The organism is Catellatospora paridis, from assembly GCF_009720365.1.
GTDB classification, from domain to species: domain Bacteria; phylum Actinomycetota; class Actinomycetes; order Mycobacteriales; family Micromonosporaceae; genus Catellatospora; species Catellatospora paridis.
Genome location: NZ_ML769319.1, coordinates 65,983 through 87,741, shown reverse-complemented (window position 1 = coordinate 87,741; position 21,759 = coordinate 65,983). Strand labels below are relative to the sequence as shown.

The 21,759-nt window shown below is 69.7% G+C and carries 17 protein-coding genes and 1 pseudogene; 6 read left to right on the top strand and 12 right to left on the bottom strand.

Features of this window, described 5'->3' with window-relative positions; all coding sequences use genetic code 11:
• The 9 genes and pseudogenes from F9C41_RS42190 to rpmH all read right to left on the bottom strand — a co-directional run.
• Positions 1-119, bottom strand: a pseudogene (locus F9C41_RS42190) (hypothetical protein); the annotation flags it as partial.
• A 5,880-nt stretch (positions 120-5,999) separates the two neighbouring features.
• On the bottom strand, positions 6,000-7,046 hold the full coding sequence (locus tag F9C41_RS21640) for a ParB/RepB/Spo0J family partition protein (protein ID WP_155388806.1): 1,047 nt from the start codon (positions 7,044-7,046) through the stop codon (positions 6,000-6,002).
• Between the two features lie 40 nt (positions 7,047-7,086).
• Entirely contained in the window at positions 7,087-8,271 is a 1,185-nt protein-coding gene (locus F9C41_RS42045; RefSeq protein ID WP_407924725.1) for a ParA family protein, read from the bottom strand.
• A 606-nt stretch (positions 8,272-8,877) separates the two neighbouring features.
• Positions 8,878-9,594 (bottom strand): 16S rRNA (guanine(527)-N(7))-methyltransferase RsmG, encoded by a 717-nt coding sequence (rsmG, locus tag F9C41_RS21630; RefSeq protein WP_196279894.1) that lies wholly within the window; start codon positions 9,592-9,594, stop codon positions 8,878-8,880.
• A gap of 26 nt (positions 9,595-9,620) precedes the next feature.
• On the bottom strand, positions 9,621-10,175 hold the full coding sequence (locus F9C41_RS21625) for a Jag family protein (protein ID WP_407924724.1): 555 nt from the start codon (positions 10,173-10,175) through the stop codon (positions 9,621-9,623).
• 171 nt (positions 10,176-10,346) lie between these two features.
• The gene (yidC, locus tag F9C41_RS21620; protein ID WP_407924719.1) at positions 10,347-11,222 is read right to left on the bottom strand and encodes a membrane protein insertase YidC; all 876 of its coding nucleotides are present in this window, start codon (positions 11,220-11,222) and stop codon (positions 10,347-10,349) included.
• Positions 11,219-11,503, bottom strand: coding sequence for a membrane protein insertion efficiency factor YidD (yidD, locus tag F9C41_RS21615; protein ID WP_155388652.1), 285 nt, complete (start codon positions 11,501-11,503; stop codon positions 11,219-11,221). The genes yidC and yidD overlap by 4 nt, the downstream gene beginning before the upstream one ends.
• Positions 11,500-11,943: a ribonuclease P protein component gene (gene rnpA / locus F9C41_RS21610; protein WP_155388651.1), complete on the bottom strand. Its 444-nt coding sequence runs from the start codon at positions 11,941-11,943 to the stop codon at positions 11,500-11,502. Before rnpA ends, yidD begins: the two co-directional genes overlap by 4 nt.
• A 19-nt stretch (positions 11,944-11,962) precedes the next feature.
• A complete protein-coding gene (gene rpmH / locus F9C41_RS21605; RefSeq protein ID WP_120317612.1) occupies positions 11,963-12,100 on the bottom strand; it encodes a 50S ribosomal protein L34 in 138 nt (45 codons plus the stop codon).
• 666 nt (positions 12,101-12,766) lie between these two features.
• Between rpmH and dnaA the strand changes: the two genes are divergently transcribed.
• Complete coding sequence (gene dnaA / locus F9C41_RS21600) at positions 12,767-14,398, top strand: chromosomal replication initiator protein DnaA (protein WP_155388650.1); 1,632 nt, start codon at positions 12,767-12,769, stop codon at positions 14,396-14,398.
• On the opposite strand, the gene F9C41_RS21595 is transcribed toward dnaA, so the two are convergent.
• Positions 14,395-15,138, bottom strand: coding sequence for a hypothetical protein (locus tag F9C41_RS21595; protein WP_155388649.1), 744 nt, complete (start codon positions 15,136-15,138; stop codon positions 14,395-14,397). The two genes, dnaA and F9C41_RS21595, sit on opposite strands and share 4 nt — an antisense overlap.
• Positions 15,135-15,671 carry a SigE family RNA polymerase sigma factor gene (locus F9C41_RS21590; protein ID WP_155388648.1) on the bottom strand — a complete coding sequence of 179 codons (537 nt, stop codon included), beginning with the start codon at positions 15,669-15,671 and terminating at the stop codon, positions 15,135-15,137. The genes F9C41_RS21595 and F9C41_RS21590 overlap by 4 nt, the downstream gene beginning before the upstream one ends.
• Before the next feature lie 647 nt (positions 15,672-16,318).
• Here F9C41_RS21590 and dnaN point away from each other — a divergent pair.
• From dnaN to F9C41_RS21565, 5 genes are all read left to right on the top strand, one after another.
• Positions 16,319-17,467 carry a DNA polymerase III subunit beta gene (gene dnaN / locus F9C41_RS21585; RefSeq protein ID WP_155388647.1) on the top strand — a complete coding sequence of 383 codons (1,149 nt, stop codon included), beginning with the start codon at positions 16,319-16,321 and terminating at the stop codon, positions 17,465-17,467.
• A 37-nt stretch (positions 17,468-17,504) separates the two neighbouring features.
• A complete protein-coding gene (gnd, locus tag F9C41_RS21580) occupies positions 17,505-18,380 on the top strand; it encodes a phosphogluconate dehydrogenase (NAD(+)-dependent, decarboxylating) (RefSeq protein WP_155388646.1) in 876 nt (291 codons plus the stop codon).
• 1 nt (position 18,381) lies between these two features.
• Positions 18,382-19,488 carry a DNA replication/repair protein RecF gene (gene recF, locus F9C41_RS21575; protein WP_155388645.1) on the top strand — a complete coding sequence of 369 codons (1,107 nt, stop codon included), beginning with the start codon at positions 18,382-18,384 and terminating at the stop codon, positions 19,486-19,488.
• Complete coding sequence (locus F9C41_RS21570; RefSeq protein ID WP_155388644.1) at positions 19,481-20,011, top strand: DciA family protein; 531 nt, start codon at positions 19,481-19,483, stop codon at positions 20,009-20,011. The genes recF and F9C41_RS21570 overlap by 8 nt, the downstream gene beginning before the upstream one ends.
• A 185-nt stretch (positions 20,012-20,196) precedes the next feature.
• Positions 20,197-20,781 (top strand): hypothetical protein, encoded by a 585-nt coding sequence (locus F9C41_RS21565; protein ID WP_155388643.1) that lies wholly within the window; start codon positions 20,197-20,199, stop codon positions 20,779-20,781.
• Here the strand turns inward: F9C41_RS21565 and F9C41_RS21560 are convergent.
• Positions 20,766-21,320, bottom strand: coding sequence for a hypothetical protein (locus tag F9C41_RS21560; RefSeq protein ID WP_155388642.1), 555 nt, complete (start codon positions 21,318-21,320; stop codon positions 20,766-20,768). The two genes, F9C41_RS21565 and F9C41_RS21560, sit on opposite strands and share 16 nt — an antisense overlap.
• Positions 21,321-21,759 lie beyond the last annotated feature (439 nt).

Here is a 21,759-nt window from a genome sequence, read left to right as displayed (position 1 = left end):
GGCGTCGGGCGTCGGGCGTCGGGCGTCGGGCGTCGGGCGTCGGGCGTCGGGCGTCGGGCGTCGGGCGTCGGGCGTCGGGCGTCGGGCGTCGGGCGTCGGGCGTCGGGCGTCGGGCGTCGGGCGTCGGGCGTGACTCAACGAGTGAGGACGGCAGCAGACACTGTTGGTCCGGTCGCGGCACCATGTCGTGCCCGCGCTCCGGCAGTGGGGGATCAGGGGATCCGTCGTCGCCCGAGACCTGGCGGCCACCGTCGCCTGGCGCACAATCGGTGCTCGTGGTTTCACGTGAAACCACGAGCTGACGCTCTGGTTAGCGAGGGTCGCTGTCCTGAGCATGCCGCCGAGCACTCGGCCCGGTCAGAGTCTGCCTCGCCTCATGACGAACGATCGGCGCATGAAGGTACCGCCGAGCCAGGAATGGTCAATCGACGCCGCGGCGGGGAAGCCCTCGACCGACTATGGCAACCGGAGGGGCCTGAACCCGAACCGCCAAAGTCGACACAGTCGAACCCGGCTGAGGCATGACGCAGGGCTGTCCAGCACCTGGAAGACTCACCCGCCGACGCGTCGCTCGGAATCTGACGACACCCGTCAACCGCACTGATCGGGGAAACGAGCCGACCATCACGTCCGCATCGCACGCCAGTTCGGTTTGCCACGTAGGCGGACATCAGATAGCGCCGTCGCGCAGACCGGCGCGTCCAGCAGGTCGTCGCATGCGATCGTGTGCCGTTTCGCTACGGACCTCCTCCAGGCTCGTCTACCCTCGCTGACGCAGACCGCGTGGCCGAGACTGGGCCGGTAGGCACAAGCAACCTGCCGACCGGGATCCACTTAACTGTTGGACAGCCGGCGCACACGACACCTTGCCCTGCACCTCGATGTTGGGCGTGTTCGCGTGACCCATCGCAGGCCGGCGCGCAGCAACAGGCTTGTCCATGAAGCGAAACCCGGTGCCCGCGTCTCGATCCGCCGCAGTTCCGTGGCACTCCATTCGGACGCGTACGGTGTGCACGACGCAAGGCCGGGTTTTCTCTGCCCGCGCATACCGACAATGCCACCCGTCTGGCACCAAGGCTCCGTTCTCAGGGCTACGGACACCGGCCGACCCACGCGCGGCCGCCTCAACGGTGCTCCAGCGCCAGCGTCTCGCTTCCTCGGTCGACGACACGGCGCGGTCGAAGGGCGGGTAATCATGCCGACGCCAACCGGAGCCGACAACCACATGACGGCACGCAGTTGACGGGTCCGCTCGGGATCGGAGGTGCGCCGAAACCGTCCGAGCGATGTCACGGACACCCAGCCCGGCCCAACGGTCTCGGGCTAATCGAGCGCTCACCGGCCATCCCGCGAGTTGCCCAGCCGCTTCCAGCAAGTGTCGCCCCACGCGGTCCACGCGCCCAGGGCAACATGCCGTGGACTTCAGTCGCGGTTGGGAACGTCGGGGCCGCGGCCCGGTCCAACGCCTCGATGGCGCAGCCCCGCTCAAAGCCCCTCGTCTCGTTGCGCGCCGTATTCCGTTCTGGCCGGAGGCGGGAGCGATCTGCAACAGCCCTTCGCGCGAACCGGCGGTGCCGATTAGCAGAACGTCCGGGCCACAAATGCGATCATCGTGTTTCACGTGAAACAGCGCACGCGCCGGCGCCGCGCCGCGGAATACTCGAACCACCGCACCGGGGTAGCCAGCTCGATCAGGGCCGGGTGCCCCGCCCTCCTTCCGGAGTCCATCGGTCCCACGCGAAGGCGCTCGCTTACGTGGAACCCCTCCAGCACGAACCCCCATGCATCCGAACTCGCCAACTGGGCCTGCGCACGGCAACCACGCGAGCACACCAGCCCGCGGTCCGGGCCACGTCGTAGCGGGCACGTATTCCGGTGCCCTGCTGGTTCGCGGACCTGGTGCCTGGAGAAGGAATTCGATTCGCTTAACGGACGGAACAGCATCATGGGGGACACTCGCGTCGACGCGGTCGCGGTCGCCAGTTTCCCTGGAGTACCCACACCCGTGGTCCCTCGACTTCTCAAAACCATCTGCATCGCCGGTGCCACGCCGGCCGTGCGCGCCAGCAACTGGTCACCGAAGCCGCTAGGTTCACCTGACCACAGTCGAGTACGCGTGCATCCGCGGCTACCTTCCGGCGCTTGTGGGCACGGACCGTCAGAAGCGCACCGCTTCCGCCCACGGCACCACCAGTAACCGGCCGGCCGGCCGACGCGGTGGGGGACTTAGCCCGGCCGAGGCCTCGTTTCAGACGTCGCCGCAGTCCTGGATCGTCCCGGCACTCGAAACGGCCGCCCGCCGTTCGCGGATGCGCGGCGTGGAACGCGTGCCGCGACATGGCGCTGCCGTCGCCGATGCCTCACGCCGGCTGCCCGAGTTGGCGAGCCGAACGAAATCAACGGCTTGTACACCGAGCGACCGACGGTCGGGACCGCTTTTTCCAAGCCCTCGTCCTCGTAGCGTCCCCCCTGCCCTGGCGTTCCCCAGAGCACTGAAAGCGGTCAGCCGACCGGTGTTCCGGGACCGGGTCGACGAAGCCACTCCAGCCGTGCCCGGGCACGGACACCCGTGTCCCCGGCCTCGCTGCAGTGGTTGGGCGGCCCAACCAGTCGACTGCATGAAAGCAGTTGCGGGGCTCACCTCGTGCCAGGTCCCGTGCGGTCACAATCATCGGTCGGCGCGCCGCGATGGCGTGCCGGCAGGATCGAACACGCCATCCTGAGATGCGATGCGGGGCGTAACCGTCAGCCAGTGCCTGCCGGGCGTCGAGCAGAAGGCCGGACCAAGTGCGCGCCTTCTTGCCCATGGGAACGTCTCGCACACGGTCACTGGCTTTGAACGACCCGTCTCCCTGCGACAGCCACGCCCAGCGCCATCCGACTCGACTTCGGGGATCCACACGCTTCCGCCCGACCTGGGTCACAGGCGAGACGACGCGGCACTCGCCCCAAGCGCCAGCACGCATCACCCCTCGACGCCAATTCCAGTGCCCGTTCTCCAGATGCGCAAACCTCACGGTAGGTCGTAAGCGCTCACGACCTACGCCTCGCCGATGTGGCGTGGTGCCCACTCACGTCAGGTTGGCGGCCCGCTAGACGCCGTCGACCCACTGCCTGTCAGACGGGTGCGCTGACGGGCCTGGCGCGACCAGGCGAGACAGAGACGTGGCGGCGCATCAGGCCGACGAGGTGTCCACCCGATGGCTCCCAAGAGGGCCCGACCTCACGCCAAGACAGCGGCACTGTTTCCCCTCACCGACAGCTGGTTGCGATCTGGCGCCGGGCCGCGGCCGCTCTCGACTGCAGGAACATTCGAGAACCGCAGCCGGTCGGCTCGGGGGCCACCGACGGGCACTCATGGTGACGGCAGATCGTCGCCTCCGCGCGGGGGAGGGCACTACGCGGTGGAGCGGCACGGCACCCTGATGCCGAACAGCTCTCGCTGCCTCGGCGTCACTTGGCGATGGCACCGTCGCGTGAACCGGCCGGGATCGAGGTTTCACGTGAAACCAAGAGATCGCGACCGGACCTCACGGGCACCACGCGATGCGGGATTCCCGGAGCGCCCGCCAACCGTCCTCGCCGTCCACTCCTGGCTCGCGTTGTTCTGCGCATGAAGACCACGGCTGCCGAACATCACGGGACTCGGCACTCAGCAGGCGAGGCCCTGGACTGGGGGAGTACGCCAGCAGTACTCGTGTGCTCCTTGCGGCGCTCGTTGCCGAAGGAGGTTAGTGCCTCCGGCAGCACGCCACCTGGTTGGCACCAGGACACCGGCACTCGCGGCCGAGTCAGGTCGGATCTCTCAGCGGGACGAACGCGCACCCCCGGACAGCGTCCGCACATCTGCCGCCCAGGCATCCCCGGTCGTCTGGACTCCCACCCGAACGGCGGAACAGTCCGGGCGCTCGGAGCCGGCGCACGCCCGGCGTACAGCATGGGTCCATGCCGAAGACTCCGACTGACCATCGTCGCCAGGCAGGTTCACCCTCCCAACGATGTCGGCCCAAGGGCCAAATGCCGACGTGGCCGATCGCCTTCGAAGCAACCGCGTTCGAACGCCGACGGAACCGAAATACACGGTCCTCGCCAGCCTGAGCCCCCAGCCAGTCACACGGGCGCGCAACGTTTGGCATAGTGCCCATGCGCTCATGCGCCACGACGTCAACTGGTCTCCACCGCGAAGTCGCCTCGACCTCCGCACCGGAGACGATCTCTCGGTTTCACGTGAAACATCACATCCTCTGTTTCGCCGCCAGCACTGGCTTCCACCGTTCTCGGCTGCCGCTCCCGAGCCACCCACTCTTCCGCTCAGCAGGACCTGACGGCGCTCCGTGGTTCCGGAGATGTGGTCAGCCGCAAGGCGGTAGGGAGGTTCACCTCGCTCCGGGTGGACGTTCACCTCCGGTGGCAATAGAAAGTCCACCTGCCCGCCTGGGGGCCAGTCCACGCTCTCACCCGGCACCGGTCCAACGCCAAGGCAAGCCCGTGGACCGCGCATGCTCACCCCGGCCGCAACGACTGACCTTCCCGCGCACCTGACGGTCAGCGGATGCCCGGCTCCACCATGTGCACTCGTCTGAGGAGGGGCTCCTGGAGTTGGCCGCTGGGGACAGGAGTGCGTACCTCAACCGACGGCGGGCTTGGAACTCCGGTCCGCCTGCCACCAACCAGGGCCTAGTGGCGAGCCGCCCTGACTCAGCTGCGGGCGTCCCTCACGCCTGTCCGCCCGGTTGTCGGGGAACGCGGGCCGCATGAGGACCCTGACTGCGCTCAGCACGCCACCAACGGGAACAGCAAGAGCGGCACCTCTTAACCCAATGTCGCGGCGGGAGTGGGTGGCCTCTCGGTCAAGCGGGAAGAAGACGGCAACCTTGGAACGCGCACGCACGAGGATGATCGGGACAGGCTCGTTCTGCCGAAGACCGCATGCCGCCTCGCCCGGGGCGCGAACCGTGCACAGGACGGCCTCTAAGCCGACGGCCCCAGTGCGCACCTGGGGGCCCGCGTCGGGTCCGAAGCACGCCGACCGGGCCACGTCGGGCCAGCCGGGGGGATACCCGATCGGGCCGACCCGACGGCACGCCCGACCGGGGCCACACCCGACCGGGGCCACACAGGATTGAGGGCTGCACCGGATCAGAGACCGACGGAACGGCATCCTCGGCTTCGTAGGTCCCGGACGCAGCCCTCCTAACAGCTCACTGGCACGGCCGAGTGGGCATCAGCCCGGTCTACCCGGCGTGGCAACGCGTTCGCCAGGTACCGGCCCAGTAGCTCCCCCAGCGGTCACGGTCGCGCTGCCACGGTGACGCCCATCCAGGGCGGCCGCGCTCAGGCGACGGAGGCGATCGCCGGCAGGGCACCGAGAGCGTGCCGAGATCCAAGCATCGGAAGGTCGCCGATCAGGCGTCAGCCGCCCGCGGTGACGATCGACCGGCCGACCCCGGTCAAACCAGAGCCAGTCGCCATACGTGGCCTGGTGCCGGCGGTCGCCATCCATCCGGGCCCTCCACCCGACCGACCTCGTCAGGCTTCGAGCGCATTCGGTGGCCAGCCCAAGACCAGACTTCCACCAGACCCCTGCAAGGTCGGGCCGCGTGAACCCGACGGCTCGGACTGTCAGTCGACGGCAGACGGCCGACGCCAGCGGCACTCAGATCCGCTGAGGAAGCCGGACAGGCCCGCGACTGGAGTCGGACCTGGTTCCCATGAGCGGGCACCGACCGACACACAGCCGGCCCCACCAGCTGGCCTACCCGGCCAGCACGACCATCGGATCCTTCGACCCGCCACCCTCAATCCGACCCCAGGGACCGAGACGGTGCTGCGGTGCCGCGGTAGACGGCGCCCTTGTCCAGAGCCGTCGCGGCCACCGATGCCTCACCAGCGATGTCGCAGAGGGAACGCGCATCATCGTCAGGCGTTGCAGGTCGAGGAAGGCCCGGAAACAGAAAAGCGGGCCACCCGTCAAGGATGGCCCGCTTCATCAACCTAGTCTATTCTTGCTGCTCCACGCCGATGATCCCGACAATCCGCTCCAGGTCGTCTACCGTCGCGAACTCTATCGTGATCTTGCCCTTGCTCCGCCCGATGTCGACCTTCACCTTGGTGTCGAACCGGTCCGACAGCCGATCGGCCAGATCGACCAGCGCGGGGGCGTGTGGCTTGGCGCGCCGCTTGGCAGCGGGCTGCTTCGCGTCATCCTCGGCGTTGGCGAGAGTCACCAGCTCCTCGGTCGCCCGCACCGAAAGGCCTTCGGCGACGATGCGGGTCGCCAGCTTGTCCTGGGCGTCGGCCTGGTCGAGGCTGAGTAGTGCCCGCGCGTGGCCCGCGGAGAGGACGCCCGCGGCCACCCGCTTCTGCACCTGCGGGGGCAGGTTCAGCAGGCGGATGGTGTTGGAGATCTGCGGCCGGCTGCGGCCGATCTTCTTGGCCAGTTCATCATGCGTGGCACCGAACTCCTCCAGCAACTGCTGGTATGCCGCAGCCTCTTCCAGCGGATTCAGCTGGGCCCGGTGGATGTTCTCCAGCAGCGCGTCGCGCAGCATGGCGTCGTCGCGGGTGTCCCGGATGATCGCCGGGATCATCTCCTTGCCGACGGCCTGGGCGGCACGCCAGCGCCGCTCGCCCATGACCAGTTCGTACTTGTCCTGCCCGAGTTCGCGAACGACGATCGGCTGCAGGAAGCCGACCTCCTGGATGGAGATCTTCAGTTCGTCGAGCATCTCGTCGTCGAAGATCTGCCGCGGCTGCTTCGCGTTGGGCACGATCGAGCCGACCGGGATCTCCGCGAAACGCGCGCCGGGCACGGGTGCCAGGTCCGAGACTTGCGCCGGGGGAGGCATCTCCACGGCCTGAGGCGCCTGCGGGGCCTCCACAGGGGCCGTGGTGGCCGGGGGAGCGGAGACCGGCATGACCTCGACCGGAGCGGCCTGCGCCGGCACTGGGGCCGCCACAGGGGCCGCCGGTGCGATCGGGGTCGTCGGGATCAGCGCGCCGAGACCACGGCCGAGGCCTCCCTTACGAACGGGGGGCGGGGTCATACCGGCCCCTCGCCTTCCGCACCGATGCTGTTCCGCGTGGTCATGCCGCAACTCCGATCTTCGCGCCGCGCTCGGCGATCTCCTGCGCGGCCTCGAAGTAGCTGGTGGCTCCGCGCGAACCGGGATCATAAGTCATGACCGACTGGCCGTAGCTGGGCGCCTCGGAGACGCGCACGTTGCGGGGGATGACCGAAGTCAGCACCTTCGGGCCGAAGTGGTTGCGCACGTCCTGCTCGACCGCGTCCGCGAGGCGGGTGCGGCGGTCGTACATGGTCAGCAGGATCGTGGACACGTCCAGGTTCGGGTTGAGGTGGGCCTTCACCAGGTTGATGTTGTTCAGGAGCTGGTTGAGGCCCTCCAGTGCGTAGTACTCGCACTGGATCGGGATGAGCACCTCCTGGGCGGCGCACAGCGCGTTGACCGTGAGCAGGCCCAGCGACGGGGGACAGTCGATGAAGACGTAGTCGAACTCCATCGGGAAGCCCTGAATCGCGCGGCCGAGCCGCGACTCGCGGGCGACCACGGAGACGAGCTCGATCTCGGCACCGGCGAGGTCGATGGTGGCCGGCACGCAGTAGAGGTTCGGGATGCCCTCGACCGCCTGCGCCACCTCCTCCATCGGCACCTGGTCGATCAGACAGTCGTAGACGTCCGGCACGCCCGCGTGGTGCGGCACGTTGAGTCCGGTCGAGGCGTTGCCCTGCGGGTCGAGGTCGACCACCAGGACGCGGTTGCCGTGCAGGGCCAGGGCCACCGCAAGGTTCACGGTCGTGGTGGTCTTACCCACGCCGCCCTTCTGGTTGGCGACGCACATGACACGCTGCCGGGTCGGGCGAGGCATAGTCACCTCGCCGCTCGGGTTCAGGATCTGTACGGCGCGCATCGCTTCCATGGCCAACGGTGGGTCCTCCGAACTACCGGACGCTGTCGTGTTCGCGTCAGAAGCACCGTACGCGGTCGCACTCTGATCCTCACCCGCGACATGCGTAGAACTGGGTTGAGGGCGGGGCGACGGCGGCCGGTTGGCCGGGGGAGCCGACACCGGCACGTAGCCGGTGGCGCCGTGCGGAGCCGATGAGAACTCCGCGGGCGGCACACTGCTCCCCGGTGGCGGCACCGAGGCCGTCGCGCGGAAACCGGTCGCATCAGGACTCGCCGGACCACTGGGCACCGATGTCGGACCTGCCGCGCTGGACGTATACGTGTTCGCGACGGTAGGCCTCATACCGGAGCCCGGGTTGGCGGCGCCTCGCTGCGCCGGGGTTGATGTTTCACGTGAAACAACGCCGTAAGAGCCCTGGGGGAGGCTCATGCCGTATTCCTGCACCGTGTCATCCCTGCCCGCATCGGATCGGATGGCTGCGCCGGCCGGTCCGGCGCGCGCTGGCGTCTCTGCCGGCGGTGCAACGACCGCACCCGCGACAGTCGGGTCCACATTATCGACGCGCGGCCAGCCTACGGCGGTCGGGCGACGGAAGCTACCACAGTCCTCCACTTGGGCACGCGCGTGACCGCCTTCTGGCTGGACATACACCAAAAATCCCGGCACCAGTGACATGCGGCATCCGAGTTGTCGCCGAGCATCGGAAACACCGGGCCAGCCGCCCGCCACCGGAGCTACGGGGGCGGTACGCATGACCCGCCTGGCGGGCGGCGCACCGGTGGCGAGCACCGCGCCGGACAGTGGTGAGCGGATGGCCGCGCCCGCACCGGGAAACGCACCGGCATAGGTACGGGGGCGCGGCAGGTCGGCCGAGGCGGACGCACCGGCACCGTCGGTTTGTAGGACACCCATCGTCGTGCGCCCTCTCCGTGAGCGGAGGGCGCACGCTCAGCGCCGGCGTCCTCCGCGCCCTGCCCGCCGGGACGGCTTGGCAGTCTTCGGCACGACTTCGCGCTCCCGGACGATCTCCACCACGGTGGTCGGCGGATCGATCAGCCCGACGCCGCACTGGTGGATCACGGCCGTTCCGCCGCCGAGCCGGGCGACGGCTTCGCCGTGCTCCACGATCTCGTCGGCGGCGGACATCCCCTTGAGCGCCAGCAGGCGGCCTCCCAGCGAGGCCAGCGGCAGACACCAGCCCGCCAGCCGGTCCAGCGGCGCCACCGCGCGAGCGGTGACCACGTCCGCGCTGAGCTGGCCGATCTGCTCCTCCGCGCGGCCGCGTACCACGGTGACCTGGCCGGTCAGGCCGAGAGCCGCCACCGCCTCTTCGAGAAAGGCGGTCCGACGTGCCAGTGGTTCAACCAGAATGACCGAAATATCCGGTCTAGCCACTGCGAGCACGATACCGGGCAGACCGGCTCCGGAGCCCACGTCGACGACCGTGGCGGACGGGGAAATCAGCTCGGCCACGGCGGCGCAGTTCAGCAGGTGCCGGTCCCACAGCCGCGGGGCCTCGCGCGGGCCGATCAGGCCGCGCACCACGCCGTCGGTGGCCAGTAGTTCGACGTAGCGCGTGGCGGTGTCGAGCCGGTCGCCGAACAGTGCCTCGGCGGCCGGACGAAGTTCGGGGGAGAGCACGGAGCCGGCCACCCCGTCGGGGATGACCGGCTCCGTCACGTCGTCGGAACTCACGCCGGACGTACCACGATCCGGCGGTTGGGCTCGACGCCCTCGGACTCGCTCTGCACCCCCGCCGAGGCGTTGACCACGTCGTGCACGCACTTGCGCTCGAAGGCGGACATCGGCTCCAGCTTGACGGCCTCGCCGTGCTGCTTGACCTTCTCCACCGCGTTCTTGGCCAGCGCGCCCAGCTCCTTGCGGCGCTGGTCGCGGTAGCCGCCGACGTCCAGCAGCAGCCGGCTCGGCTCGCCGGTCTGCTTGAAGATCGCCAGGCGGGTCAGCTCCTGCAGGGCCTCCAGAGTCGCCCCGCGCGGGCCGACGAGGGACTGCAGGCGGCTGCCGACCACCTCGACCACCGGGCGGCCGGCGGAGACCAGCTCGTCGATGTCGCCATCGGCGTCCAGGATGTCCAGCAGGCCCTCGATGTAGTCCGCCGCGATCTCGCTCTGGCGGAACAGGTCGGCGTCGCTGGTGGCCTTGCGCTTGGGAGTGGCGGCCTCGTCGGCGCCCTCCTCGGTCTCGGCCGCGCCGTCCTCGGCCTCGGCGAGGTCTTCGACTGCCACGTCGTCCAGCTCAGTCTGGTCGGTCACGTTCTTCTCCGGGTGTTCGGTCCGATCAAAACCCCGTGATCGGCCCCGCGCCTCACGACGCGGGGATCACGAGCAGGTCTGTGTGGGGGTGGCAGTCAGCCGGCGGGTCGCCGCAGGGGGTGGGCAGGCGGACCCTGGCTCGGCTCAGCCGACGTTCTTCTTCACCGTCTTGCGCTTGGCGGCGGTGGTCGGCTTGGCGCCCACCTTCGGCGCGAGCGCCTTGGCGACCTCCGGGTCGACGACCTTCGGCTCCGGCTTGCTGCCCATCTTCGGCGGCGGGTACTTCTTCAGCACCCACATCTGCTGGCCGAGCGTGAAGAGGTTCGTCGTGGTCCAGTAGATGATCAGACCCAGCGGGAAGGCCACGGCGGAGATGATCAGCGTCGCCGGGATGCCGTACAGCATCAGCTTCTGCATCATCTTCTGGGTGGGGTCCTCGGACCAGCCGGTCTTCAGGATCATCTGGCGGCTGGTCATGTAGGTCGTGATGATCATGACGATGCCGAGGATGCCGCAGAGCACCGCGGCGGTGCCGCCGTCACGGAAGGTCCCGCCGATGGACACGCCGAACAGATCGGCGGCCATGCCGCTCTGGAACTGCGCCGCGGTCCACCCGTAGAGGGTCTCGTCGCTGGTGCCCGTGCCGAGGCGCTTGATCACGTGGAAGACGCCGAAGAAGATCGGCATCTGGATCAGCAGCGGAAGGCAGCCCATCAGCGGGTTGGCCTTCTCCCGGCGGTAGAGCTCCATCATCTCGCGCTGGAGCGTCTCCTTGTCGCCCTTGTGCTTCTCCTGCAGCGCCTTGAGCTGGGGCTGGAGGGTCTGCATCGCGCGCTGCGACCGGATCTGCTTGATGAACAGCGGGAACAGGATCACACGGACGGTCAGCACCAGGAAGACGATCGCCAGGACCCAGTCCCAGTTGGTGGCGAGCCAGGTGCCGTCGCCGAAGAGCTTGTCGAAGAGGCTGTGCCATAGCAGCAGGACCTTCGAGACGATCGTGTAGATCCAGTCCATCATGAGGGTGTTGCTCCAGTCACATCAGTACTGCGGCGGTTGTTGGGTGGCACTGGGTCATATCCGCCCGGGTGAAAGGGATGGCAGCGGCCGAGCCGCTTGACCGTCAGCCAGAACCCCCGCAGCGCGCCGTGGAGCGCTATCGCCTCCAGCGCGTAAGCGCTGCAAGACGGGTAGAACCGGCAACGGGCCGGCAGGCCCGGACTCACCCAACGACGGTACGCGATGATGGGTAGGGCCAGCACGCGCCCGGCGAGTGTCGTGGGTCGCGACGGCTGCGTCATGGCTTACCCCCGGTTGACCTGCGGCGCGAGGCCTGGCCGGGGTCTCGCTTGAGCGCCGCGGCGAGCGCGGCGTCAAGGTCCCGGCCCAGTTGTTCGTACGAGGCGGACGCCGCCTGCGGCAGCGCGCGCACCACCACGGTGGCTCCGGCGGGCAATCGCCCCAACCGGTCGGCCGCCAGATGACGCAGGCGCCGCTTCACCGTGTTGCGGGTCACCGCGTTCCCCACCGCCTTGGAGACCACGAATCCCGTCTGTGAGAGCTGCCCGGGCACGACAACGGCGTGGCCGGGATCGTCTCCCTGCCACGCCGTCTCATGTTCGGTTGCCGTTGCGGGCACCGTCAGGTGCACCACCACGGCGCCACGACCGGCTCGGCGGCCGGCCCGCACGGCGGCGGCGAAGTCAGCGCTTCGCCTCAACCTGTGCGCAGCTGGCAGCATCCGAGGCCCGTCCGGGGTCTCAGACCGCCAGGCGGGCGCGGCCCTTGCCCCGGCGCGACGACAGCACCGCGCGCCCGGCGCGGGTGCGCATACGCAGCCGGAAGCCGTGGGTCTTCGCGCGCCGACGGTTGTTCGGCTGGTACGTGCGCTTGCTCACGTCAGGTCTCCTGGGGATCGCCCCGCCCTTGAGCGGGGATGTTCTAGCTTCTCGCGGATGCACCGCCCGGTTGACGGCAGGATCGGGACGAGAAATCTCGATCTTGTCTGAGTCAGGGCGGACGCCGCAACCGACACCCTAGCAGAGGGTGATGGAGCAACCGCTCCAGGGTACACGTGACGTCGATGTCCGCCAAGAACTCTTCGCAGCTCACTCATCGTGTCAACAGCGAGCGCTCGACAGCAACCGACAGTGTCGTTATCAACACTCACCGAGAGTGAAGCTGTGGACAACAGGTGGACGCCTGTGGATAACCCTGTTAGCGTGCCGGAGTGCCCATCTGACGGGGCTGGCCATTAATTGTGGCGATTACCGCAAAACCGGGCAATAAGGTGGCTCGTTCGGCACGGTGGGCCGTGTTGCAGGCGCTCGTGCGCCGGATAGGGCGACCCACACCAGCCGGACCCCGGATACCGATCGACACACAGCCTGTGGATAACTTGTGGAGAACCTCGTTGATTCGGGGGATAACCCGGGGGAAAACCACGGACCGTGATTACACCGTCATTGATCGGAGCCGTCGTGCGGGAGCTGACGGGCAGCCGGTGCTTAACCGAGCCCCGCTACACGGAATCGAAGGGTCGAGCGCATGAACGAGGCTGACAGGTGAGCGACCTCAATGCCGTGTGGCTGGCTGCCACCGACGAGCTCGCTGACGAGATCGTCTCGGCGCAGCACCGCGCGTACCTGCGGCTCACCCAGGCCCTCGCGGTGGTCGACGACCTCGTGCTGCTGAGCGTGCCGGACGCGTTCATCCGCGACATCATCGAGACGAAGCTGCGCACCGCCATCACCGACACGCTGTCCCGGATCATGGGTCGGCCGGTCCAGGTGGCCGTGAAGGTGCGGCCCCCGGACGAGTCCGCGGCCCGCCCGACGCCGCCGCCTCCGCCGGTGCCCGACTACACCCCGGTGGCCTACACCGCCCCCGTCTACACCCCGCCGCCCGCCGAGCACCCCGTCGTGGCGCCCGCCGCCGACGGTGAGGACGCGCTGTTCGCCGTCCCCGTGCCGCGGCACCCCGAGGTCGCCCCGGTGCGCGCCGCCGTGCTGCGCGCCCCCGACCACCGCGACGGACCGTCCGACTCCGGCCCGGGCCGAGGCACCGGCCCGATGGACAGCCGCGCCGTGCCGCACCCGCTCGCGGCGGTCCGCGAGGAGCGGGAGCGCCGCCCCGGTGCCACGCCCGGCTCGGCCGCGAACGACGCCGGCGGCAACAGGCTGAACCCGAAGTACCGCTTCGAGACCTTCGTCATCGGTTCCTCCAACCGCTTCGCGCACGCCGCGTCGGTGGCGGTCGCAGAGTCCCCGGCGAAGGCGTACAACCCGCTGTTCATCTACGGCGGCTCGGGGCTGGGCAAGACCCACCTGCTTCACGCGATCGGCCACTACGCCCAGGAGCTCGGGCACGCCCGCAGCGTCCGGTACGTGTCGACCGAGGAGTTCACCAACGACTTCATCAACTCGATCCGCGACGACAAGGCCAGCGCGTTCCAGCGCCGCTACCGCGACGTGGACATCCTCCTGATCGACGACATCCAGTTCCTGGAGAAGCGCGACCGGACCCAGGAGGAGTTCTTCCACACCTTCAACACCCTGCACAACGCGAACAAGCAGATCGTCATCACGTCCGACCGCTCGCCCAAGGCGCTGTCGACGCTGGAGGACCGGCTGCGCACCCGGTTCGAGTGGGGCCTGCTGGCCGACATCCAGCCGCCGGACCTGGAGACCCGCATCGCGATCCTGCAGAAGAAGGCCGCCCAGGAGCGCCTGCACGCGCCGGCCGACGTGCTGGAGTTCATCGCCTCCCGGGTGTCGAACTCGATCCGCGAGCTCGAGGGCGCGCTGATCCGCGTCACGGCGTACGCCAACCTCAGCCGCGAGCAGGTCAAGCTGTCGCTCGCGGAGGAGGTGCTGCGCGACTTCATCCCCGACGACGCGGCGCCGGAGATCACCGCCGACCAGATCATGCTGTCGACCTCGGAGTACTTCGGCGTCAGCCTGGAGGACCTGCGCGGCCACTCGCGCTCGCGGGTGCTGGTCAACGCGCGGCAGGTGGCCATGTATCTGTGCCGCGAGCTGACCGACCTCTCGCTGCCCCGGATCGGGCAGGCGTTCGGCGGGCGCGACCACACCACGGTCATGCACGCCGACCGCAAGATCCGGCAGCAGATGGCCGAGCGGCGATCCCTCTACAACCAGATCGCCGAACTCACCAACCGGATCAAGCAGATCTAGCGCGGCAGCGGCGACGGCCGCCCCGTCGGCCCGTCGATCTGGACGAAGGCCCCGTCGCGGTACGCGAACCCGCGCTCCTGGGGCTCGATGCGCTCGGCCCCGTCGTCGTTGCCGCGACCCTCGATCCGCACCGTGACCACGTCCCCGCGCACCGACACCTGCGCAGGGTCGATCCACGGCCCGAACCCGAAGGTCGCCGGGTCGAGCACGAACCCGACCGGGCGGGGCGTGCCGTCGGCGACGGTCAGCGCCAGCAGCTGCTCGCGGGTGAAGATCCCGTCGATCCGGCAGCTGACCAGCACGACCAGCTCGTCGCCGGGCACGCCGTCGAGGTTCGCGCGCATCGGCGGGGACAGCTCGGAGACGGTCAGCCGGTTATAAGGAGGGTCCTGCTCCGCGCCGTCGACGAAGGTCCGCCGGCCCGTTGCGCACAGCACCAGCTCCGGCACCTCGAACGAGGCGTTGCGCACGTCTACCGCAGGCCCGGACCTGGCCGCGGAAGGGGACGGCGCAGCGGTCCCGGACGGGGAGGACGTGACCACCGGGGGACTCGTCGACCGTCCGGTGTACGCCAGCGTCGCGGTGACCGTGCCGCCGGACAGCACCGCGACGGCGACGAGTGCCGCGGCCGTTCTGCGCCGGGCCCGGCGGCGGGACGTGATCAGCACCCGGGGATAGAGGTCGACGGGCTCGACCTGTGCCGCGAGGTCGGTGAGCCCGGCGCGGAAGAAGTCGTTCATCGCAGCTTCCTGTCGCTGGTCGGGGAGTCGAGCAGGTGCGGCGCGAGGGTGCGCAGCCTCGCCAGGGCCTTGGCCGACTGCGACTTGACCGTGCCGACCGTCACGCCGAGCAGCTCGGCGACCTCCGACTCGGGCAGATCCTCGAAGTAGCGCAGTACGAGCACGGCACGCTGGCGGGCGCCGAGGTGGCCGAGCGCGTCCTGCAGCGCGAGCCGGGTGACCGCCCGCGCCTGCTCGTCGACGGCGTGACGCAGGCCCGCACCGGGCTCGGGCGGCAGGTCGGTCAGCCGCTCCGGGGAGCGCTTGCGGCGACGCCACCACGAGATCTGCAGGTGATACATGATCTTGCGGGTGTACGCCTCCGGGCTGCCGTCGCGCAGCCGGTGCCACACCTGGTGGGTACGGATCAGGGCGTCGTTGACGAGATCCTCGGCCAGATGCTGATCACCGGTGAGCAGATACGCCGCTCGCAGCAGCGCCGGTGTCCGCCCCCGGACGAACGCCTCGAACTCTTCGGCGCGCGATGCGTCCATCGTGATCCGCCTTGTGGGTAGGGGGTGTTCCGTGCCGGGTACGCCCCCAGTAAGTCGTCCACGGAGGGGAAAGGTTGCCCGTTGTCCACAGTGATCGTGGATAACTCGGTGGATAACCCGGTGGATTGCCTGTGGATCCGCTGTGGACGGATGTGGACAGAGATTCCGCTAAAAATCTTGCTGTGGAAAGAGTGTGGACGCCGGTGTGGACGGAGCCCTTGATCCGTGGACAGCGGGCCATGATCGGTGGATATCGCTGTGGAGAACGTGGATGGCCTGTGTCCACAGTTTGGGGAGAACCACTGGGGATTGCCGGTGGATAACCTGTGGACGCCGGTGGACAACCGGTGGACGAAGCCGCGCCTGTGGAGAACTCGGCCGGTTATCCACCGCCCGTCCACCGCTCCTCCACAGCCCTGCATGCGTGCTGACCAGGGGTAACGGCGTTAATCCACAGTTTCCACAGCACCGATGATGAAGACGGGAGTTATCTCTAAGAGAGAAATCAAGAAATCATCGGGGTTCGGGAAGTTGTGGATGCTCGGCCGCCGCCGATCCACAGGGGTCGCCGAGGGGAGATCGCTCGGAGGTCCTAAGGTTTCAGTGGTCAGCTTGGCAGCATCGACGTGACCACAGGAGGGCTGAAGATGAAGTTTCGGGTAGAGCGTGACGCGCTCGCCGACGCCGTGGCCTGGACCGCCAAGAGCCTTCCGAGCCGGCCCTCGGTGCCGGTCCTCGCGGGCGTGATGCTGCGGGTCGCCGACGGCCGCCTGCACGTCTCCGGCTTCGACTACGAGGTTTCCAACCAGGTCGACGTGGAGGTGCAGGCCGACGCGGACGGCGCGACCCTGGTCTCCGGCCGCCTGCTCGCCGAGATCACCAAGGCCCTGCCGGCCAAGCCGGTGGAGATCGCCGCCGTCGGCGCGCACCTGGAGCTGGTCTGCGGCAGCGCCCGGTTCACCCTGCCGACGATGCCGGTCGAGGACTACCCGACCCTGCCGGAGCTGCCCGCCAGCGCGGGCCGCGTCGACGCCGCGGTGTTCGCCTCGGCGGTGTCCCAGGTCGCCATCGCGGCCGGGCGCGACGAGACGCTGCCGATGATGACGGGCGTGCGGCTGGAGCTGTCCGGGGACACCCTGGCCCTGCTTGCCACCGACCGCTACCGGCTGGCCATCCGGGAGATCTCCTGGACGCCGGACGACCCGGAGATCAGCGTCAACGCGCTCGTCCCGGCGCGCACCCTGGCCGACACCGCCAAGACGCTCGGCCCCTCCGGTGGCGATGTCACCATCGCGCTGGCCAGTGGCGGCGCGGGCGAGGGCATGATCGGCTTCCTGGGCGGCTCGAAGGTCGGCGGCTCCCGCCGGACCACCAGCCGCCTGCTCGACGGCCAGTCGTACCCGCCGGTGCGCTCGCTGTTCGCGCCCAGTTACGCCTCCGAGGCCCGGGTCGCCGTGTCGGCTCTGGTCGAGGTCGTCAAGCGCGTCTCGCTGGTGGCCGAGAAAGCGACGCCGGTGCGGTTGAGCTTCAGCGAGGATGGTCTCGTGGTCGAGGCCGGCGGCACCGAAGAGGCACGGGCGAGCGAGGCGATGGACGCCACCTTCACCGGTGAGTCGATGACGATCGCCTTCAACCCGCAGTACCTCATCGAGGGCCTCGCCGCGCTCGGCGCGCCGACCGCGGTGTTCTCGTTCAACGACCCGTTCAAGCCCGCGGTGATCACCCCCGCCGACGCCGACGGTGCGGCGATCCCCGGGTTCCGCTACCTGATCATGCCGATCAGGGTGGGCCGCTGACACAGCGGCCAGGCTCCAACGCACCAAGGGGGAAGACATGCAGCTCGGTCTGGTCGGACTCGGCAAGATGGGCGGCAACATGCGTGACCGCCTGCGCGAGGCGGGTCACGACGTCGTCGGATACGACCGCAACCCGGCGCTGTCCGACGCCGAGAACCTGGCCGACCTCGTCGCCAAGCTGGCGGCCCCGCGCGCGGTGTGGGTCATGGTGCCCGCCGGCGTCACCGAGGCCACCATCGACGAGCTGGCCCCGCTGCTCAGCCCCGGTGACCTGATCATCGACGGCGGGAACTCGCGCTTCTCCTCGGACGGCCCGCGCGCCGGCCGGCTGAGCACGCGGGGCATCGGCTACATGGACGTCGGCGTGTCCGGCGGCGTCTGGGGCAAGGAGAACGGCTACGGCCTGATGGTCGGCGGTTCCGACGAGAACGTCGCCCGGATGATGCCGGTCTTCGACACGCTCAAGCCGGCCGGCGAGTTCGGATTCGTGCACGCCGGCCCGGTCGGCGCCGGCCACTACGCCAAGATGGTGCACAACGGCATCGAGTACGGGCTGATGCACGCCTATGCCGAGGGCTTCGAGCTGCTGGAGGCCTCCGAGCTGGTCACCAACGTGCCGGGCGTGTTCCGGTCGTGGCGGGAGGGCACGGTCATCCGGTCCTGGCTGCTCGACCTGATGGACCTCGCGCTCACCGACGACGCGCACCTGGAGAAGCTGAAGGGCTACGCCGACGACACCGGCGAGGGCCGCTGGACCGTCGAGGAGGCCATCCGCCTCGCCGTGCCGATGCACGTCATCGCCGCGGCGCTGTTCGCCCGCTTCGAGTCCCGCCAGGACGACTCCCCGGCCATGAAGGCGATCGCCGCACTGCGCAACCAGTTCGGTGGCCACGCCGTGCAGCAGGCCGGCTGAGTTGTACGTCAGAAGGCTCGAACTCGTCGACGTCCGCTCGTACCCACGGGTGGGCGTCGACCTCGAGCCGGGGCCGAACGTGCTGATCGGCCCGAACGGGGTGGGCAAGACCAACCTGGTCGAGGCGCTGGGCTACGTCGCCACGCTGGCCAGCCACCGGGTCTCCACCGACGCCCCGCTGGTGCGGGTCGGCGCGAGTACCGGCGTGATCCGCTGCGCGATCGTGCACGAGCGCCGCGAGCTGCTGGTCGAGTTGGAGATCGTGCCGGGCAAGGCCAACCGGGCCCGGCTCGGCCGGTCCCCGGCCCGCCGTCCGCGCGACATCCTCGGCGCGCTGCGGCTGGTGCTGTTCGCCCCCGAGGACCTCTCCCTGGTCCGGGGCGATCCCGACCAGCGGCGGCGCTACCTCGACGACCTGCTCACGGCCCGGCAGCCCCGGTTCGCCGCGGTGCGGGCCGACTACGACCGGGTGCTCAAGCAGCGCAACGCCCTGCTGCGCACCGCGTACCTCAGCCGGAAGGTCGGCGGGGCGCGCGGTGGCGACCTGAGCACCCTCGAAGTGTGGGACACCCACCTCGCCGAGCACGGGGCGCAACTGCTGCGCGCCCGGCTCGCCCTCGTCGAACAGCTCGCGCCCTTTCTTGAGGACGCCTACCAGCAGGTCAGCGCCGGGATGGGCAAAGCTGTCGCGGAATACCGCGCCTCGGTGCCCGAGCCGACGCCGGAGGCGATGCTGGCCGCGCTGGCCGAGGTGCGCGCCGACGAGATCGCCCGGGGCACCACGCTGGCCGGGCCGCACCGCGACGACCTGGTGCTGCGGCTCGGCGACCTGCCCGTGAAGGGCTATGCCAGCCATGGCGAGTCGTGGTCGTACGCGCTCGCGCTCCGGTTGGCCGGCTACAGCCTGCTGCGGGCGGACGGCATCGAGCCGGTGCTGGTCCTCGACGACGTTTTCGCCGAGCTGGACACCGGCCGGCGCGAGCGGCTGGCCCAGCTCATCGGCGACGCCGCCCAAGTGATCATCACGTGTGCGGTGGAGGCCGACGTGCCCGCCGCACTGCGGGGCGCACGGTACTTCGTGACACCCGGAGAGGTGAGCCGTGGCTGATGCCGTACCCCCCGCGGAGCAGAACGGCCCGGAGCTGGCGCGGGCCGCGCTGGACGCGGCGCTCAAGAAGCGCGCGGCACGCCACCAGGCCGCGGCGGATGCCCGGGCCAAGGGCGACAGCCCCGCCCGCTACCGGCCGCGCGGCTACTCCGGCCCCGGGCCCGACCCACGCGACCCGGCCAAGCTCGGCGATGTGCTGTCCCGCCTGATGAAGGCGCGCGGCTGGCAGCGCCCGACGGCCGAGGCGACCGTGTTCGGCGAGTGGGAGAAGTGCGTCGGCCCGGACATAGCCGCACACAGCCGCCCGGTGAAGCTGGAGAACGGCGAACTGACCGTCGAGGCCGAGTCCACGGCCTGGGCGACCCAGCTGCGCCTGCTCGCCCGCACCATCCTCACCCGCATCGCCGGCACCGTAGGCAACAACGTCGTCACCAAACTCCACATCCACGGCCCCGCCGCACCCTCCTGGACCCACGGCCGCAAACGCGTCCGCGGCACCGGCCCCGGCGACACCTACGGCTGACCCACCCCCGCCGCGCGGCCGCCCTGGCCGAAGGAAGGCGATGATCGCTGCTTCCGGTCGAGAGCTGAGGTCAGACCGCACATCCGGACCACAAACAGCGACCACCACCCGGCCGGCGTTGCGCCGGTCGGCGGTGGGCGGGTGGATCTTTGGAACCGGGGTGGCGGGTGGGGCATCTGAGGGCCATGCGGAGACTGTGGGGACATCTCGCGGCACTGATGGTGCTGACCTCGGTGCTGGTGGTCGGACCGGCGGGGGCGGCGTGCGCGTGCAGCTGTGCCGAGCCCGACCCGGTGGAGAACGCGGCCTGGGCCGACCTGGTGTTCGTCGGGGTGGTCGTCGACATCGACCGGCCCGCGTTCAGCATGTCGAGCGGCGACCTGATGACGGCCCGGCTCACCGTGGAGCAGGTGCGCAAGGGGAGCGCGGCAGGCCACGTCGACGTGCAGACCGCGATCGAGGGCCCGAGCTGCGGCTTCGACTTCGTCGAGGGCAACCGCTACCTGATCTACAGCCGGGACGGCCAGACCAGTCTGTGCTCCGGCAATCAGCTGCTCGGCGCGGCTCCCGACGTGGAGCTGGAGGGCGACGTGCCGGTCACCGCGCTGCTCGGTGGCGGCGCGGTGGTGCTGCTCGCCGGGCTGGGGCTCTGGTGGGTGCTGCGTCGCAGGTCGGCGTCGCAGCCTCCAGCCAGTGCCGGGCAGGCGGAGCCCGGACCCGTGACCGAGCGACGCGACGAGGCCGGCCCGGACGGTCAGGACTCGGCGTAGACGGCGAACCCGCGGTCGGCGCAGCGGCGGTAGAACTGGGCCAGCACGGCGAACTCCGACAGCGGGAAGCTCCACTGCGGGTCGCCGTCGGTCTCCTCGCGCAGCGAGTCGAGGCGCTGCTCGAGCCACCGCAGCTGCTGCTCGGGGAGTCGGGAATCGGTCAGTGCGGCACGAAGCACCGCGGCGACGCTGTCGAACGTGACGGCGTCGCCGTGCGGCGCGTGCCCCGCGACGAACTTCTCCAGGCCACCGGCGATCCAGGCGCAGCCGTCGGGGTCGATGACCGGGTCCTCGTCCTCCTCGGCGGCCTCGGTGGCGTAGAGCACGCCCTTGAGCCCGAGCAGCAGGTCGACGACCTCGGTGTACGCCGTCGCGCGGACCGTGCCGGTGCGGGCGATGTGACCTGCCAGGGCAGCGGTGGGGGCGGCGGTGCTCGGCTGTTCGGCCAGGTCGGCGAAGTCGACGAATTCCGCGGGCGCCACCGGGTCGTAGAAGCGGCCGGTGGCCGGCCACTGCACCGCGACGTTGTCCAGACCCATGTCAGCCTCTCGAGCGCTTGAGTTCCAGGCCGTGCGCAACTTACGGCATACCGGGGACATTGCGCGACCCTCTGAACCGGTGCTTCTGGGCCCGCTCGCCACCGGCCCTCAGGAGCATCGTGTGCGTGGGGGGAGTTGCGACCGGAGGCTTTCGGGCGGCTACGGGGCAGCCAGGGCCTCGAAACGACGTTCTGTGGGTGCCGCGTGCGGCAGATGTCAGCGCAACACAGTAGGATCGAGGGCGAGAGCAGAACACTGGGTGGACCGTGTACGCGACACCGGTGGGTTGTCCCGCACACCGCAGGTCCGCCCTGTGTTGCGCCGTGTGTCACCCCCGTCCCGCGTATGCCGATCCCGGCGAAGCCTGTCCCGGGTGCGTGGGTATGCGGACGCGGTAGGCAGGACTGGTTGTCGTCCCCGTCGCCTCGGGCGGCGGAGG

Excerpts from the sequence above, each read along its gene's own strand:
- rnpA (WP_155388651.1), bottom strand. The coding sequence starts at position 11,943 with ATGCTGCCAGCTGCGCACAGGTTGAGGCGAAGCGCTGACTTCGCCGCC.
- F9C41_RS21565 (WP_155388643.1), top strand. The coding sequence starts at position 20,197 with ATGCGGAGACTGTGGGGACATCTCGCGGCACTGATGGTGCTGACCTCG.
- F9C41_RS42045 (WP_407924725.1), bottom strand. The coding sequence starts at position 8,271 with ATGAGGCCTACCGTCGCGAACACGTATACGTCCAGCGCGGCAGGTCCG.
- yidC (WP_407924719.1), bottom strand. The coding sequence starts at position 11,222 with ATGATGGACTGGATCTACACGATCGTCTCGAAGGTCCTGCTGCTATGG.
- F9C41_RS21595 (WP_155388649.1), bottom strand. The coding sequence starts at position 15,138 with ATGAACGACTTCTTCCGCGCCGGGCTCACCGACCTCGCGGCACAGGTC.
- F9C41_RS21560 (WP_155388642.1), bottom strand. The coding sequence starts at position 21,320 with ATGGGTCTGGACAACGTCGCGGTGCAGTGGCCGGCCACCGGCCGCTTC.
- F9C41_RS21590 (WP_155388648.1), bottom strand. The coding sequence starts at position 15,671 with ATGGACGCATCGCGCGCCGAAGAGTTCGAGGCGTTCGTCCGGGGGCGG.
- gnd (WP_155388646.1), top strand. The coding sequence starts at position 17,505 with ATGCAGCTCGGTCTGGTCGGACTCGGCAAGATGGGCGGCAACATGCGT.
- yidD (WP_155388652.1), bottom strand. The coding sequence starts at position 11,503 with ATGACGCAGCCGTCGCGACCCACGACACTCGCCGGGCGCGTGCTGGCC.
- dnaN (WP_155388647.1), top strand. The coding sequence starts at position 16,319 with ATGAAGTTTCGGGTAGAGCGTGACGCGCTCGCCGACGCCGTGGCCTGG.
- F9C41_RS21640 (WP_155388806.1), bottom strand. The coding sequence starts at position 7,046 with ATGACCCCGCCCCCCGTTCGTAAGGGAGGCCTCGGCCGTGGTCTCGGC.